Below are 14,923 nucleotides of genomic sequence, written 5' to 3' on the forward strand. Positions count from 1 at the left end.
CTATTCTCCTTCCAAGCCGTTGACGCCGCCGTCTACTGGGCCGTTGATGCCGTAAGAACCAAGGTACTTGTCCAGCTCGGCCACCAGGGCGTCGTAGCCGTAGTTCCGGTAGGTATAGGCACCGCGGACCACGAACGGGGCGCCCGCGTAGAACATTTCGTACTGCTGGTGGCGTCCGGCGAACTCGGAACCGATGATGTCCCAGGCCAACTTGAAGAGCTTCACGCGCTCTTCGCTGGCAACACCGGGGGACTGCACATAGCGTTCCATGTCCGGACGGGTCACACTGCTGGTCATGTCCGCGACGCTGGACGGCAGTTGCAGCACGCCACCACCAACCAGATCGCGAAGGATCGAAATCACCCGCGGGTAAGTCTCGGACTGAAGACCCATGGCCCCGTAAAGTGCGCTCTTCCCGGGAACCACCATGCCGGCGTCGTCAACCGTTGCCGTGTATTCGGCCGCAAGGACCGCCGATTCAACGGACTGGACGATCGCGGCGAGCTCGCCAAGCTTCTCCTGCACGCCGGGGATCTTGTCCGTGCCGTTCACCTGGGTGACCTTGCGTGCAACAGAAGCAATGAACTTCAGCTTGGTGGAGAACCGGATCTGGGCCTGCCAGTTTCCCAACGCGTGGGCACCGGTGTCGAAGAACTGGCGGCGAAGGGTTTCGATGTTCCGGTTGATGAAGACGCGGTCCCAGGGGATCAGGACGTCATCGAAGACCACAAGTGCGTCTGGCTCGTCGTAGTGGCTGGTCAGCGGGTAGTCGAAGTCGCTGGTGGCTGCCGGCGCGAACGGACGGCGGCAGTACAGCTTCAACCCGTCAGTCGCCACCGGAACGGCGAAGCTGACGGCAAAGTCCACGTCATCCGGACCCAGCGGCTTGATGCAGGTGACAAACACTTCGTCAGCAATCGCCGCGCCAGTGGCGAGCATCTGCGAACCCCGGACAATGATGCCTTCCTCGGTTTCACGCACGACGCCGACCTGCAGGTATTCGCCTTCCCAACCGGACGCAGTGGTTGCGCGGGAGACCTGCGGCGGAATGATCGCGTAGGAAAGGTACAGGTTTTCGGAAAGGATCTTCTTGTAGTAGCGCTCGACGTTGCCGGCGAAGTCGCGCTCGTCATTCTTGAACACGTCCGCGTGCGAGCCGAAGGCGGCGAAGAAGGTACCCACGTGGTCGGGGCTGCGGCCTACCCAGCCGTGGGTGTGCTTGGCCCACTTTTCAATGGCGTGACGGCGGAGGACGAGCTCTTCCTGGGTGCGCGGGGCAGCGAACGTGCGGTTCGCGGGTCCATTGATTTCTTCGGAGTGGAACTGCATGCCGTTGCCGGGATCGGCTGCGATGTCGAACAGCTCAGCCATGGTCCGGGCGACCTTCGCGAACGCCGGGTGTTCCAGGACGTTGCCGACTACCTCGCCATCGAGGATCACCGTCCGGCCATCGTTCAGGGACTTCAGGTATTGCTTTCCGGTTCTCATCGAAGTGAGCCTTTCTTGATTTTGTAGTTGTGTTCGATTCTCGTCCCATCCGGGAACGAGAGCTCTACTTTCCAGGAAGTTCCGTCAACGAACTTCCCCTTCAGCAGTGGCAACGTGCCACCCAGGCACATGAAGTCAGAGTCACCGATGTCCGTCCGCGCCAGGAGCTTTTCGACGACGTCCGCCGGCTTGCGCAGGCCCGCCAACGAACCCTCTTGGTACAGTTCGCCGTCCACCCAGGAGCGGGCGGTGCACTGGTCAAGGTCCAGGTCCTCGAGTGAAGGGACTTCGATGACCTCGGAAGCGATGGGCTTGGGGCATGCCCTCTTGGAATCGCCAATGTCCTGGGCTTCGATGTCCCTGTCCGTGTGGTCGGAACCGATGCCGAGGTAGTACTTTCCGTCGTGGCGAATATAGAGTGGCTCAATTTCGCCGGAGGTCAGGTTGTTGCTGGTGTCGTGTTCGCCTGATGTATCGAACAGGTGCGAGTCCATCCGGTAGAACATGGGCACTTCCGGCGGTGGAGCCACGCCAATGGCTGCCAGCTCGTCGATGTGATGCTGCACGGCCTTGGGATCCCGGCCGGTATAGCCGGCCACTACTGCGTGGAAGTCCGAGACCGTGATTGTCTTGTCCGTGCCCACCACCCTGAAGGTGAGTGGGACTTGCCGTGTTGTTTCCATTACGTCTCCTTGAATGCTGCCTGAATCGTGGTGTTTCGGCTTGGCCAAACGTCAAACGGCAAGGGCGTCGTAGGCCGCGAGCCGATCACCAATGACCGGGAACTCGGTGCGTATTGCCTTGACCTGATCGGGATCGATGTCCACCATGAGCACTGATTCCCCGGCGCCGGCTTCGGCGAGTACGTTGCCGGCCGGGTCCACCACCCGGCTGTGTCCTCCAAGCTCCACGCCTTCCTGGGTGCCTGCGGCGTTGCAGGCAATGACGAAGATTTGGTGTTCCAGCGCCCTGGCGGTTGTGAGCAGCCGCCAGTGTTCGCGACGCGCTGCGGGCCAGGCTGCAGGGACGATGACGATTTCCGCACCCCGGGTGCTCAGCTCCATCCACAAGCCTGGGAACCGGAGGTCATAGCAGGTGATCCCGGCCGTTGCTCCGAAGGGCAACTCCACCACAGGCAGGGAGGATCCGGCGGTGAGGAGGCTGGCTTCCTTGGACTTGTAACCAAAGACGTGGATCTTCCGGTACGTGTGCAGGATTTTCCCGTCCGGTCCCAGCAGGATGGACGTGTTGCTGAGCCGGCCGTCCCCGCCGGCCTCGATGATGCTCCCGACGTGAAGGTACACGCCAAGATCGGCGGCAACCCGTGAACACATGGACACCGTTGGACCAGAGAGGGTCTCGGCCAGGGCTTCGTACTCATCGAAGTGGAAGTATCCGGCACTCCATAGTTCGGGCAGGACGATCAGCTCGGCACCGTCGATGCCGCGAAGAATCGCTTCAACGCGATCTATCCGCTGCCCACGGGATTCAGAATCCGGACTGGCCACCTGGACGAGTGCGACTTTCATGGTTGTTTCCTTACTTTCGTGTTTCGAGTTGGCACTTCGCGCCAATGTTTTGGGCAAACACTGTTATGAAGTGCCATCTCGCGGGGGACTATTTCTGTTCGTCCAGGTCGCTGAGCCGCAGGCCCTTGGTTTCCTTGGCGAACATGACCGAGACCATGGAGATCAGGCCCATCGCTGCGAGGTAGATACCGATTGCGTAGCCAGTGCCGAAGGCGCTGTAGAGAGCCAGGGCAATGATGGGCGACAGGGATCCGGCGATCAGCGAGGCGAGGTTGTACGCAACCGAGGTGCCGCTGTACCGGACATCCGTGGGGAACAGCTCGGAGAAGAACGCACCGATCACGGCACTGTAGGCGGCGAAGATCAACAGACCGCCGACGGCGGCGGCAATAATGCCCCAGACTTGGCCTGTGTTCAGCAGTGCGAAGAACGCGAACGCCCAGATGACTGTGGCGATCGAAGCGCCGATCATGATCGGCTTCCGGCCCACTTTGTCCGCATAGAGCGCCAGGATGGGGATGGCGACGACGGCGACGCCCTGGCCGATCATGACGGCGGTGAGGCCTGTCTGCCGCTGCAAGCCCATGATTTGGGTGACGTAGGTGATGATGAACAGCGAGTAGATGTAGAAGCCTGCGTTTTCACCCATGCGGCTGCCGGTGGCGATGAGCAGTTGGCGCCAGTTGCGGCGGAACAGAACGGCCAGGGGCAATTTCCGTTCCTTGATGGCTTCTGCCTCGCGCTTCAGCTGTGCTTCCTTGAACAGCGGAGTCTCCTGAACGTAGAGACGCAGGACCAAGCCAATGATCACCAGGAGGGCGGACAGCCCGAAGGCAAGGCGCCAGCCCCAGGCGAGGAATTCACTTTCGGGCATGGTGGCGGCGAGGATTGCCAGCACACCTGCGGCCATGAGGTTGCCCAGCGGCGGACCCATGTTGGGCCAGGATGCCCAGAATGCACGCCGTGCGCTGTCATTGCTGTGCTCGGAAACGAGGAGAACGGCCCCGCCCCATTCGCCGCCCAGGGCGAATCCCTGGATCAGGCGCAACAGCAAGAGCAGCAACGGTGCTGCGACGCCGATGGCTGCATAAGAAGGGATGAACGCAATAAATGTGGTGGCTACGCCCATGAGCATGAGGCTGGCTACCAGGGTGGCACGACGGCCATGCTTATCGCCCAGGTGCCCCAGGACGACGGCGCCCAGCGGGCGGGCAAGGAAGCCGGCGGCGAATGTTCCCAGCGCCAGCATTGTTCCCACGAGGGGGTCACCGGTAGGGAAAAAGAGCTTGTTGAAAACCAATGCGGCGGCGGTGCCGTAGAGAAAGAAGTCGTACCATTCGACGGCCGTGCCGGCCAGGCTCGAAGCAGCGACCACGGGCAGGCTGGAGTGCTTCTGCTGCCTCAGTTCTGCTTTCTTCAAATCGGTCATTGTGGGGATCCTTTTGCGGTTGGGAGCGGCCGGGGCTTCCGGTGAAGCGAGGCCGGTCCCAGGAAATTGAGGGGTTCCAAATGGGTGAGCGGAGTCACTGAACATCACTGTAGACTAGTTGTATACAACCCGTCTATATTTGACGAAGAAGTTTTTTCGAGAGCGTCCGGGCCGGCCCTGAATGCAACTCGTATACTGGGCTTCGCGAGAAAGGCTCTCCATGATCCAGATGACTCCCACTGCTCAATCACAGCCCGAAGTGGCTTATCAGTGGATGAAAAGCTATATCGCTGCCCTGCCGCGGGATGAGGAGACCTTCCTCAATGAGGCGGTCCTCGCAAAATCCACCGGTACCTCGCGCACACCGGTCCGTGAGGCATTGTTGCGCCTCGAAGCCGAGGGGTTCGTCAAACGGATCCCACACAAAGGCGCCTACGTTCCGCCAATCTCGGACCCCGATGTCCGGGCGATCCTGCAGGCCCGCTCCGTGGTGGAGAAGTGGGCCGTCTCAGCCCTGGACAGCATGCCGGATGGGCAGATCGATGCGTTCCAACGCATCATCGACCAACAGCACGAAGCGAAGGAGAACCCCGCCCGGTTCATTGAGTTGGACACAGAATTCCACACGCTCATGGTGCGTGCGGGAGGAAATCCAATCCTGGCCGATTTCTATGCTTCCCTTCGGCAGCGCCAACTCAGGATTGGTGTCCGCGCTGTCACGCAGGGGACAGACCGTGCCGGGGACGTGCTCCGCGAGCATCAGCTGATTGTGGATGCCCTGCGCACGCGGAGCCTGGACGCCGCCCATCAAGCGATCGATGCCCACCTGGATTCAACGCGGCTGGCGGTCATCGGCTACTAACCCCTCGGTTTGTGTACGCCTAGTCTTCGCTGTGCAGCTCCCGTTGCCTTGCGCTCAGCAGCTCAAGCTCGGGCCGGGCAGCGACGAAGCGTTCAACGGCGTCGAGCACTTCCTTGAGGTGCGCGCGGTCAGGCGCCACGAGCGCCGCACCCAGCAAGGTCCGGCGATATTGGTCCTGCAGTCCGGTCTCGGCTGCGGACACTTCGAAGCGGCGTTTGAGTTCAGCAATGACGGGCCGCACGAGCGAGCGCTTCTCCTTGAGGCTATGGACATCGCCCAGGAGCACATCGAATTCAATCCATCCGATCCACATGGTTCATTATGGGCACGTCTCCGGCCCGGAATCCTGAGCCAATCTTGAGGAAATGCCGCACCGGGATTGATCCAGCCCGATCAGACTGGAACCAGAGCAGGGCCGGAAGCAGCTAAGGGGGCGGGCGGCATGAGCAAGAACCATACCTGGCGCGCACTCGCGGGCGTAACCGCCGTCGCTGTTTCCATGATGGCCGGTCCCACCGCAGCCCTTGCCGCATTCTCTGACACCAGGAATGCCACGCCGCAGTACTCGGCCATGCGTCTCCTTGCCCCGACCAGCGCGGACGTGGTGATGACCTGCTCGGCGAACGGTGCCAAGGTCGCAGTGGACGTGATTTCCTTCGCGGAAGTTCCTGGCGCGAACTATCACGAGATCAAGCTGTACAGCCCCTCCGGGACTTTGGAATTCACCGGCGACCTTAGTAAGAATGCCGGAAAGTCCTATAGGTCCGGAATTCAGCCCCTGGGCAGTTGGACCTACGAGATCCGCGGGTATTACAAGGTTCCCGGCTCGACCAACTCATGGAAAGGCTCCGCTTTGACAGGAACCCTGACATGTTAGAAATTGGCGTGGGACCAAGCGGCAGGAGCGAACAATGGTGCTCGACTCGTTTTCGGTGAGGATAGCCCTCGGAGTGGTCACCTTGACGCTCTTCGCGCTGTTCCTCGCCTCGTACCGGCGCACCCGGTCACCCTACGCGGGCTGGTGGAGCCTGGCCCTGCTGCAGTTCATGCTGGGAAACACCGCGTTCCTCCTGAACGGAACACCGGCCCAGCACTGGGCCAACCCTTCCGGCAACGTCCTGGTGGTGGCCGGAGCGTTCAGCGTCTGGGCGGGTGCCCGTACGCTGCGGGACCTTAAAGCGGCACCGTGGCAACTCGCCGTCGCTCCCGTCGTCACCGCGGTGGCCTCCGTGCAGGAAAGTCCCGGCTCCAACGTGTGGTCCGGCGGCTTCGTGTACCTGGCCATGATGACCCTGGGCATCGCACTGGCGGCCCGTGACTTGTGGTTCATCAAGGCGACCCACTCGCAAGTGCACAAAGCACTCTCCCTGGCCGCCGGACTTCTGGCGATCTACTACCTGGGCCGTTGGTTGGTCTACGCACTGGAAGGCCCCGACAGTGCAACATTCCGTCTCTATTTTGGTCCTGCGCCCTCGGGTCTGGTGTCCTTGGTGCTGCTGGTAACGGTGTCCTTCAGTATGACCACATTAAGCAGCGACCAACTGATCAAGGGCCTGAAGGAAAGGGCCACCAAGGACCACCTGACAGGTCTCCTCAACCGGGGAGCCTTCCTGGATCTCGCATCCACCGAACTCAAACGACTGCGCGCCAATGATTCCGGTGCCGCAATAGTCCTGGCTGACCTGGACCACTTCAAGCTGGTCAACGACGCCCACGGACACCGGGCAGGGGACGTCGCATTGAAGGCTTTCGCCGAAGCCTGCACGTCCTCGGTCAGGTCAACGGATCTCATCGGCCGGTATGGCGGCGAAGAATTTGTTCTCTTCCTTCCCGGAGCCACGCAGGAGCGGGCCCAAAGCATTGCGGTCGAGATCAGCCGCCGTATGGCTTCCACCGAGGTTCCGGAGGGCGTGTCCTTCCCCACCATCAGCTACGGAGTCACGGCAAGCACCCCCGCTGCCCCAGACCTCACCTCCATGATCGAGGTGGCAGACGCAGCCCTGTACAGCGCAAAAGCACAGGGAAGAAACCGGATTGTAGGAGCAGACCGCCTCCAGGCGGCCACTATCGCTGACGAGGCACGATCATGACAATCAATGAACTCACCACCCGGATCCAGATCCAGCACAACCAGGAACTGAGTGCCTTCCGGCACGACATCACCACTGCTCCGTACCAGGCTGGAACACCCGCAGCCTTGAACGTAGCCCGGCGTTCCGTGCGGATGCAACCCGTCCAGTCTGTAGGCGATGACAGCGCAAACCTGACCATCGTGGCCGACGTGGAGGGCCTTGCATGGTTCACCGCAGACAAGGGGCTCCTAGGCAGTTGCATTACGGTCTCCATCGCCGGCCACCGGCGAAACACCGGAACGCGTGTACCTCTTCCGCTGGCCGAATGCGATGCGTGGATCGAAGCCATCCTGGGAGGTTCCTGGATTACGCACGTGTACCGGGCCGGGACTCCCATTGAAGGAGACGGCAGGCTCGATGTCGCCTCGTACCGGCTCTTCCTCGACGAACGCCGCAACCCTGTTGCCAAACCGAAAGCCGTAGCTGACGACACCCTGCGTCGCATGGAAGCGTCGTGAACGCAGCCCAGCCCAGCACAACCCAACCCAGCCGCTCCTTCCCGGCTGATATTGACGCCCGGATCGCGAAACTGGAGCGGCACATCAGGGCGCTGATGGAGGAGCTCCACCAAGCACGCCACGAGCAGCGGCGCGAAGTCTTCACGGACGCCCTCACGGGGCTTGGCAACCGTGTGGCTTTGATGGATGCCTTCGTTGAAGCGCAGGAGGCTGCTGCCGGGGGTGCGCCCCCAGCCGCTCTCCTCCTCGTAACCCTGGATGGCTTCAAGGGACTCAAGAAGTCCGCTGGCTATGCTTCCGCGGACCAGATTCTGGTCACGGTCGGGATGCGGATCCGCTCGGCGGTCCGGGAGAACGACGTCGTTACCCGCCTGGGTGGCGACGAATTCGCTGTGCTGTTGCCCGCCACGCCGCAAAACCGGGCGGCCGCCGTCGGAAACCGTATCCTTGCGGCGCTGGAACCCAACATTGACCTCGGGAACAGCAGTGTCCGCTGTGGTGCCAGCATGGGCCTTCGGATTGCAGAGCCGCACCATAGCGTCGAGGACCTTCTCCAGGAGGCCGATATGGCGATGGAGGAATCCAAGAGCGAGGGCCGGAACAAGCTCAAGTTGTTCGATCCCTCCACGCTTCATGCCCGGCAACTCCAGCGCCAGATTGTGGGGGAGCTCCGGGAAGCCATCCGCTCGGACCAGCTGGTCCTCTTCTACCAGCCGATCGTTGAGCTGGCCACTGGCCGGATTGAGGGCACCGAGGCCTTGGTCCGCTGGAACCACCCTGTGCGTGGGCTGATCATGCCGGACCACTTCATCCCCGTTGCAGAGGCCACAGGGTTGATCGCAGAGTTGGGCCGGTGGGTGCTTCGAGCAGCCGTGGAGCAACTGCGTCAGTGGCGGGACAACCCGGCCACGGCACAGCACCATTTCACGATGCGAATCAATGTCTCCGCTGCGGACCTGCAAAGCCTGGAGTTCGTGGACGACGTGCGGGACGCACTGGTCAAAACGGGTCTGCCACCGGAATCACTGGTTCTGGAGCTCACGGAGAGCGCCGTCATCCAGAACAATGAGCTGGACCGTTACACCTTGGCGAGCCTGCACCGCCTGGGTGTTGGGCTGGAGATCGACGACTTCGGGACGGGCTACTCGTCCATGGGATATCTCCGAAAACTTCCGGTGGACCGCGTGAAAGTGGACCGGCAGTTCGTCCAAGGGCTCGGTAAGGATTCGACGCAACTTGGCTTCCTCGCCGCGATTCAACAGGTTATCCGCTCGTGCGGCCTTGAGGGCATCTGGGAGGGAGTCGAAACGGCGGAAGAGGCCGAAGCGCTTCGAAGCATCGGGTGCACGAGTGGCCAAGGCTATTACTTCGGCCGTCCCCTGCCCGGGCCGGAATTCACGGCCCAGCTCTCCCGGCAACAGACCTGGCCCGCTTAAACAGCAACGCGGGGTCACTTACGGCCCATCCCGAGGGGATTTATGGGCTGTAAGTGACCCCGCGTTGCTTGAGCGAGGAGGCTTAGCCGAAGTACTTCGGCAAGGTGGCCTCGTGTGCTTCACGGAGAGCGTCCAAGGACAGCTCATCCACGCCGTTGATCTCCAGCCTTCCACCGGCAGCGTCAACCACGCCGATCCGGAGGTGGGCGAAGCCGCGGGCGGTGCACATGTCCTTGAAGCGGACTTCCTCGGAGCGTGGCACCGAGACGATTGCACGGGCCTGGGACTCTGAGAAGAGGGCGGTGAACAGGTCCACGCCGTCGCGCTCCATGAGTTCTTCCAGAGCGATGCGGGCACCGACGCCGTAACGCAGCGAGGACTCAACCAGTGCGGCAGCGAGGCCACCCTCGGAGAGGTCGTGTGCTGCATCCACCATGCCGTCGCGGGAAGCGTTGATCAGGATCTCGCCCAACGCACGCTCAGCTGCGAGGTCCACCTTCGGCGGCAGGCCACCGAGGTGTCCGCGGAGGTTGGACCATTCCGAACCGTCCAGCTCTGCTGCGGTGGTGCCGAGCAGGTAGATGGCCTGGCCGTCCTCGCGCCAGCCCGACGGCGTGCGGCGGGCGACGTCGTCGAGCTTGCCCAGGACTGCCACCACAGGGGAGGGGTGGATGGGCGTGGTGCCGGTCTGGTTGTACAGCGAGACGTTGCCGCCTGTCACCGGGATGCCGAGCTCCATGCAGGCGTCTGACAAACCACGGATGGCCTCGGCGAGCTGCCACATGACGTCCGGGTCCTCGGGGGAGCCGAAGTTCAGGCAGTCGCTGACGGCCATCGGAACAGCGCCGGAGGTGGCGACGTTGCGGTAGGCCTCAGCCAGAGCCAGCTGTGCACCCTGGTACGGCTCAAGGTAGGTGTAGCGGCCGTTGGCGTCGGTTGCCAGGGCAACGCCCAGGCCGGTTTCCTCGTCAACGCGGACCACTCCGGCGTCGTCAGGGAAAGCCATGGCGGTGTTGCCGCCCACGTAGCGGTCGTACTGGTTGGTGATCCAGTCCTTGCTGCACATGTTCGGCGAAGCGACCAGTTCAGTAACGGCAGCAGCCAGTTCCGACGGAGCGGAAGGACGGTTGGCGTCCTCAACGGAACCGGTGAAGGAGTTCGCCTGGACCGAGTCCTGCCATTCCGGGCGTGCGAACGGGCGGTCATAGACCGGGCCGTCGTGCGCAACGGTGCGGGGATCGACGTCGACGATTACTTCGCCTTCCCAAGTGATGATGAGGCGACCGGTATCGGTGACCTCACCCAACCAGGAGTACTCCACAGCCCACTTGTCCATCACAGCTTCGAACGCTTCGATGTTCTCCGGGGTGACCACGGCCATCATGCGTTCCTGCGACTCGGACATGAGGATCTCGCCCGGAGTCAGCGTGGGGTCGCGCAACAGGACGGAGGTCAGTTCAACCTCCATGCCACCGTCGCCGTTGGAGGCGAGCTCGGACGTGGCACAGGAAATACCTGCGGCGCCGAGGTCCTGGATGCCTTCAACCAGCGAGCCCTTGAAGAGCTCAAGGCAGCACTCGATGAGGACCTTCTCCGCGAAGGGGTCGCCCACCTGGACGGCGGGGCGCTTGGAGGGCTTGGTGTCATCGAAGGACTCCGAGGCCAGCACCGAAGCGCCGCCGATGCCGTCGCCACCCGTGCGGGCACCGAACAGAACAACCTTGTTGCCCTTGCCGGAGGCGTTGGCGAGGCGGATGTCCTCGTGGCGCATGACGCCCACCGCGAGTGCGTTCACCAGCGGGTTGCCCTGGTAGACGGAGTCGAAGACCATTTCGCCGCCGATGTTCGGCAGGCCGAGGCAGTTGCCGTAGCCGCCGATGCCTGCCACGGCACCGTGCATGACGCGGGCAGTGTCCGGGTGGTCGATCGCGCCGAAACGCAGCGGGTCCATTACGGCGACGGGGCGTGCGCCCATGGAGATGATGTCGCGGACGATGCCGCCGATGCCGGTAGCGGCACCCTGGTAAGGCTCAACGAACGACGGCGAGTTGTGGGACTCGATCTTGAACGTCACGGCCCAGCCGTCGCCCAGGTTGGTGACGCCGGCGTTCTCGCCGATGCCCACCAGCATGTCCTTCTTCATTTCCTCGGTGACCTTCTCGCCGAACTGGCGGAGGTGGTTCTTGGAGGACTTGTAGGAGCAGTGCTCGCTCCACATGACGGAGTACATGGCCAGTTCGGCGCCGGTGGGGCGGCGGCCCAGGACCTTGACGATCTCGTCGAATTCGTTCTTCTTCAGGCCCAGCTCGGCCCACGGGAGTTCCGTGTCCGGGGTCTTGGCAGCGTGCTCAACAGTATCGATGTTGAACTTCTTAGTGGTTTCCGTGGTCACTTGTCGCCTCCCACAATCTTGTTCAAAACGGAGGTGAAGAAGCCCAGGCCGTCAGTGTCGGAACCGCCGATTCCGTCAAGCGACTCGGGTCCGAAACCGACCTCGACCGCGTGCTCGGGGTGCGGCATGAGGCCAACTACGTTGCCGGCGGCGTTGGAGATGCCCGCGATGTCGCGGCGGGAGCCGTTCGGGTTGAAGCCAACGTAGCGGAACACCACGCGGCCCTCAGCCTCAAGGGCGTCAAGGGTCTTCTCGTCAGCGATGTACTGGCCGTCCTGGTTCTTCAGCGGCACAGTGATTTCCTGGCCGTTCTGGTAGTCCAGGGTCCAGGCAGTATTGGCGTTCTCCACGCGCAGCACCTGGTCCCGGCAGATGAACTTCAGGTGGTCGTTCTTGATCATGGAACCGGGCAGCAAGTGCGATTCGGTCAGGATCTGGAAGCCGTTGCAAATACCCAGCACGGGGAGCTTTGCGTCGGAGTTCGCGGCGTCGATGATCTTCGTCATCAGCGGCGCGAAACGCGAAATAGCGCCGGCGCGGAGGTAGTCACCATAGGAGAAACCACCGGGGATGATGACCGCATCAACATCTCCGAGTTCGGTGTCTGCATGCCAGAGCGGAACCGCCGTGGCGCCTGCAAGCCGCACTGCACGGGCGGCGTCGCGGTCGTCAAGGGTGCCGGGGAAGGTCACAACGCCGATCTTGGCGCCGGCGAGCCGGGGCTCGGCGGCGACGGCCACGGCCTCGCCAATCAGGGGGATCGAAGTCATATCAGGCCTCGACGACCTCGACGTTGACAACATCCTCGATCACCGGGTTGGACAGGAGGGTCTCAGCGGCCTCACGGGCCTGGGCCAGGATAGCGTCGGTCACCTCGCCGTCGACTGTCAGTTCGAAACGCTTGCCCTGACGGACTGCGCTGAAGCTGTTGAAGCCGAGGCGGGGCAATGCACCCACGATGGCTTTCCCCTGGGGGTCCAGAATCTCGGGCTTGGGCATGACGTCAACGACGATCCGGGGCATCCGGTAACTCCTGTGCGTGAGTTGGGTGAACCTTAAATAAGGCTGCCGCGGAGGTTGCCGTCTCACGCCGTTCAACTGGGTTTCTACAGCGTGGGGGCGCTCCGCGAGCTTGCACACCCATCTTACCGGGACCGGCGCGCATACCCTATTCAGCCGGATTCCGCGAGGAGCCCCCGCCGATCCCCACCAAATTGGGGGCAATGAAAGCCCGACGGCGGCACTCGCCGGGCGTGGCGCCCGTCACTAGGATTGTGGCATGGCGGAGAAACCGAGGTCGATGGTGCTGGGCGTCGTAGCCGCAGCTGTTTTTGCGGGTCTGGGACGAATGGTCATCCAAAAAATCAAGGCGGACAGGGCGGCGAGGGAACACCACGTGACAGCCCCGTTGGATAAGGAAACACGCGCGAAGATCAGCGACGCGCTCCGCGCTCCGAACAAGTAGCGGCATTAGCGCATGTACAAATGCGCTATTCCAGCGGGTTAAATCCGGCAAAGACGGCGTAGTTTGGGGACTACACGTGGGGCCAGGCCCCCGTTGGATCCGGATCCAACCAGGAGGAACAATGACCGAACACATTGCCGAAGTATCCGCCTGTAGCGTTGGCAGCTGCGGCTTCAACCACGACGGATGCACTGCTTTTGGAATCACCATTGGTGGAAGCCAGGACCATGCATCCTGCGCCACGTTCATCGACACCAACGCCATGGGTGGCCTTCCCAAGGTCCTCGCCCACGTGGGTGCTTGCCAGCGGTCCGAATGCATTCACAACAACAACCTCATGTGCGAAGCCCACGACGTCAAAGTTGGTCCGGGCCGCGAGGCTGCGGACTGCCTGACCTACGAGCACGCCTGACCTTACTCTCGCGAAGTGGGTCCGTCCTCCCGGGGGCGGGCCCACTTTTTCGTGGCCGCCCGCCCAACTAGGTAGCAGCTGAGCGCGTTTTGACGGCTCTAAACGCGCTCTAATGCGACTCAGTTGGGTCAGCGGCCCACGAGGTTGGTCAAGGCCCGGCCCTCCTGGAGCGCTGAAAGGTTGGCAAGGACAAGCTTGGCTGAGCCTTTGGGGCGGTTGCCTGCCACGTGCGGGGTAATGATCAGGTTTGGGGTGCTCCAGAGCTTGGAGTGTGCGGGCAGGGGCTCCTCCTTTGTGACGTCCAGTGCAGCCGCCCGGAGGCGACCCTCGTGCAGCGCGGCTACGAGGGCATCCTCATCGACGGTGGCCCCGCGGCCCACGTTCACGAAAATGGCGGACCCAGGCAGCGCGCGCAGGAGGTCGTCGTTCAGGGCGTTGGTGGTCTCGGGGGTGGCCGGGAGGATGGATACGAGGACGTCGGTGGTTCGAAGGACGTCCGCAAGTTCCCCTGCCGCAGCGACAGGGAAGCCGTAGCGCTCACCCCGCGAACCCGCAACGCCCGTGACGTTTGCGCCCAGGGCGGCCAGCATGGGAGCGAGTCGTCCTGCGATGGAGCCGAACCCCCAAATGGTGACGTTCGCGCCGTCGAGCGTGTAGAGCTGCTCCGTGTCTGGACTGGACTGCGCTGCGTTGTAGGCGCGGTCCCACGTCGCGGACTTCTGGGCCTCGAGGAGCTGATCGAGCCGACGCACAGTTGCCAGGATGAGGGCAAGGGCATGCTCGGCCACGGGGCCGTCGTGGAGTGATCGCCCCGAAGTAATGGCCACATTGTCCGCAAATCCTGCTGCCAGCACGGAATCCGGCCCTGCGGCGAGGGTCTGGACGAGTTTGAGCCGGCTCAAACGCTGGGCTGCGTCGGCCAGGTTCGCCGAGGTGTTCTGCCAAACAACCAGGACCTCGGCGTCCAGGTGCTCGTCCGGAATGGGCTGGTCGACGCGGTACACGAACACATGGTGGGCGGAGCCGGACAGGTCCAGGGTCACGGTATTGGGGACGAGGATTTTCACTGCAGCTCCATCGCTAGAAGGTAATGCCGGTACGTCCACGAGGTTAGCCCGACATGGGGCCGCGGGGCTTCCCCGGCTTCATCCCTAGCAATGTGACGACCAACACCATATGGTTGTAGGACGTTCGACGTGGCACGTAATACGAGGTATATCGCCGCATCGATTCGATCCCGCACCCGCGAGATGGCAGATAGCGCCAATGTTTGAGCCAAACATTGGCGCGAAATGCCATCTCGGCGCAGCTTCGAAAGGA

At 62.6% G+C, this 14,923-nt stretch carries 16 protein-coding genes; 7 read left to right on the plus strand and 9 right to left on the minus strand.

The genetic code is table 11. The annotated features are described in order from the left end of the window. The 4 genes from LDN82_RS02910 to LDN82_RS02925 form a co-directional block, all read right to left on the minus strand. Positions 1 to 1,488 carry a 4-hydroxyphenylacetate 3-hydroxylase N-terminal domain-containing protein gene (locus LDN82_RS02910; RefSeq protein ID WP_224166309.1) on the minus strand — a complete coding sequence of 496 codons (1,488 nt, stop codon included), beginning with the start codon at positions 1,486 to 1,488 and terminating at the stop codon, positions 1 to 3. Further along, the gene (locus LDN82_RS02915; protein WP_224166310.1) at positions 1,485 to 2,171 is read right to left on the minus strand and encodes a DUF2848 family protein; all 687 of its coding nucleotides are present in this window, start codon (positions 2,169 to 2,171) and stop codon (positions 1,485 to 1,487) included. Before LDN82_RS02915 ends, LDN82_RS02910 begins: the two co-directional genes overlap by 4 nt. A 51-nt stretch (positions 2,172 to 2,222) precedes the next feature. Beyond that, entirely contained in the window at positions 2,223 to 3,017 is a 795-nt protein-coding gene (locus LDN82_RS02920; protein ID WP_224166311.1) for a carbon-nitrogen family hydrolase, read from the minus strand. Positions 3,018 to 3,105: 88 nt separating this feature from the next. Next, positions 3,106 to 4,446 carry an MFS transporter gene (locus LDN82_RS02925; protein ID WP_224094120.1) on the minus strand — a complete coding sequence of 447 codons (1,341 nt, stop codon included), beginning with the start codon at positions 4,444 to 4,446 and terminating at the stop codon, positions 3,106 to 3,108. A gap of 220 nt (positions 4,447 to 4,666) precedes the next feature. Between LDN82_RS02925 and LDN82_RS02930 the strand changes: the two genes are divergently transcribed. Then, complete coding sequence (locus LDN82_RS02930; RefSeq protein WP_224094122.1) at positions 4,667 to 5,308, plus strand: GntR family transcriptional regulator; 642 nt, start codon at positions 4,667 to 4,669, stop codon at positions 5,306 to 5,308. A 19-nt stretch (positions 5,309 to 5,327) separates the two neighbouring features. On the opposite strand, the gene LDN82_RS02935 is transcribed toward LDN82_RS02930, so the two are convergent. Then, positions 5,328 to 5,621 (minus strand): DUF503 domain-containing protein, encoded by a 294-nt coding sequence (locus tag LDN82_RS02935; protein ID WP_224094124.1) that lies wholly within the window; start codon positions 5,619 to 5,621, stop codon positions 5,328 to 5,330. A gap of 129 nt (positions 5,622 to 5,750) precedes the next feature. Between LDN82_RS02935 and LDN82_RS02940 the strand changes: the two genes are divergently transcribed. Genes LDN82_RS02940 through LDN82_RS02955 form a run of 4 tightly spaced genes read left to right on the plus strand, consistent with a single transcriptional unit; the run spans position 5,751 to position 9,334 of the window. Beyond that, entirely contained in the window at positions 5,751 to 6,185 is a 435-nt protein-coding gene (locus LDN82_RS02940; RefSeq protein ID WP_224166312.1) for a hypothetical protein, read from the plus strand. 34 nt (positions 6,186 to 6,219) lie between these two features. Further along, positions 6,220 to 7,398 (plus strand): GGDEF domain-containing protein, encoded by a 1,179-nt coding sequence (locus tag LDN82_RS02945; RefSeq protein WP_224166313.1) that lies wholly within the window; start codon positions 6,220 to 6,222, stop codon positions 7,396 to 7,398. Then, a complete protein-coding gene (locus LDN82_RS02950; protein WP_224166314.1) occupies positions 7,395 to 7,898 on the plus strand; it encodes a hypothetical protein in 504 nt (167 codons plus the stop codon). The genes LDN82_RS02945 and LDN82_RS02950 overlap by 4 nt, the downstream gene beginning before the upstream one ends. After that, positions 7,895 to 9,334 (plus strand): bifunctional diguanylate cyclase/phosphodiesterase, encoded by a 1,440-nt coding sequence (locus LDN82_RS02955; RefSeq protein WP_224166315.1) that lies wholly within the window; start codon positions 7,895 to 7,897, stop codon positions 9,332 to 9,334. Before LDN82_RS02950 ends, LDN82_RS02955 begins: the two co-directional genes overlap by 4 nt. Before the next feature lie 82 nt (positions 9,335 to 9,416). Here LDN82_RS02955 and purL read toward each other — a convergent pair whose 3' ends face one another. From purL to purS, 3 genes are read right to left on the minus strand one after another with little or no spacing between them, the layout of a single operon-like run. After that, positions 9,417 to 11,726: a phosphoribosylformylglycinamidine synthase subunit PurL gene (gene purL, locus LDN82_RS02960; RefSeq protein WP_224166316.1), complete on the minus strand. Its 2,310-nt coding sequence runs from the start codon at positions 11,724 to 11,726 to the stop codon at positions 9,417 to 9,419. Then, entirely contained in the window at positions 11,723 to 12,496 is a 774-nt protein-coding gene (purQ, locus tag LDN82_RS02965; protein ID WP_224166317.1) for a phosphoribosylformylglycinamidine synthase subunit PurQ, read from the minus strand. The genes purL and purQ overlap by 4 nt, the downstream gene beginning before the upstream one ends. 1 nt (position 12,497) lies before the next feature. Next, entirely contained in the window at positions 12,498 to 12,749 is a 252-nt protein-coding gene (gene purS / locus LDN82_RS02970) for a phosphoribosylformylglycinamidine synthase subunit PurS (protein ID WP_011773385.1), read from the minus strand. A gap of 256 nt (positions 12,750 to 13,005) precedes the next feature. On the opposite strand from purS, the gene LDN82_RS02975 reads away from it, so the two are divergent. Both LDN82_RS02975 and LDN82_RS02980 read left to right on the plus strand, forming a co-directional pair. Further along, a complete protein-coding gene (locus LDN82_RS02975) occupies positions 13,006 to 13,191 on the plus strand; it encodes a hypothetical protein (protein ID WP_224094129.1) in 186 nt (61 codons plus the stop codon). A gap of 121 nt (positions 13,192 to 13,312) precedes the next feature. Then, on the plus strand, positions 13,313 to 13,603 hold the full coding sequence (locus LDN82_RS02980) for a DUF1540 domain-containing protein (RefSeq protein WP_223935708.1): 291 nt from the start codon (positions 13,313 to 13,315) through the stop codon (positions 13,601 to 13,603). A gap of 128 nt (positions 13,604 to 13,731) precedes the next feature. Here the strand turns inward: LDN82_RS02980 and LDN82_RS02985 are convergent, their stop codons facing one another. Beyond that, positions 13,732 to 14,670, minus strand: a complete 939-nt coding sequence (locus tag LDN82_RS02985) for a phosphoglycerate dehydrogenase (protein WP_224166318.1) — start codon at positions 14,668 to 14,670, stop codon at positions 13,732 to 13,734. Positions 14,671 to 14,923 lie beyond the last annotated feature (253 nt).

This window comes from Arthrobacter sp. StoSoilA2 (assembly GCF_019977195.1).
GTDB lineage: Bacteria > Actinomycetota > Actinomycetes > Actinomycetales > Micrococcaceae > Arthrobacter.

Coding starts and splice junctions, on each gene's coding strand:
- LDN82_RS02915 (WP_224166310.1), bottom strand. CDS start 2,171: ATGGAAACAACACGGCAAGTCCCACTCACCTTCAGGGTGGTGGGCACG.
- LDN82_RS02935 (WP_224094124.1), bottom strand. CDS start 5,621: ATGTGGATCGGATGGATTGAATTCGATGTGCTCCTGGGCGATGTCCAT.
- LDN82_RS02975 (WP_224094129.1), top strand. CDS start 13,006: ATGGCGGAGAAACCGAGGTCGATGGTGCTGGGCGTCGTAGCCGCAGCT.
- LDN82_RS02940 (WP_224166312.1), top strand. CDS start 5,751: ATGAGCAAGAACCATACCTGGCGCGCACTCGCGGGCGTAACCGCCGTC.
- LDN82_RS02920 (WP_224166311.1), bottom strand. CDS start 3,017: ATGAAAGTCGCACTCGTCCAGGTGGCCAGTCCGGATTCTGAATCCCGT.
- LDN82_RS02980 (WP_223935708.1), top strand. CDS start 13,313: ATGACCGAACACATTGCCGAAGTATCCGCCTGTAGCGTTGGCAGCTGC.
- LDN82_RS02950 (WP_224166314.1), top strand. CDS start 7,395: ATGACAATCAATGAACTCACCACCCGGATCCAGATCCAGCACAACCAG.
- LDN82_RS02930 (WP_224094122.1), top strand. CDS start 4,667: ATGATCCAGATGACTCCCACTGCTCAATCACAGCCCGAAGTGGCTTAT.
- purS (WP_011773385.1), bottom strand. CDS start 12,749: ATGCCCCGGATCGTCGTTGACGTCATGCCCAAGCCCGAGATTCTGGAC.
- LDN82_RS02925 (WP_224094120.1), bottom strand. CDS start 4,446: ATGACCGATTTGAAGAAAGCAGAACTGAGGCAGCAGAAGCACTCCAGC.
- LDN82_RS02910 (WP_224166309.1), bottom strand. CDS start 1,488: ATGAGAACCGGAAAGCAATACCTGAAGTCCCTGAACGATGGCCGGACG.
- purQ (WP_224166317.1), bottom strand. CDS start 12,496: ATGACTTCGATCCCCCTGATTGGCGAGGCCGTGGCCGTCGCCGCCGAG.
- LDN82_RS02945 (WP_224166313.1), top strand. CDS start 6,220: ATGGTGCTCGACTCGTTTTCGGTGAGGATAGCCCTCGGAGTGGTCACC.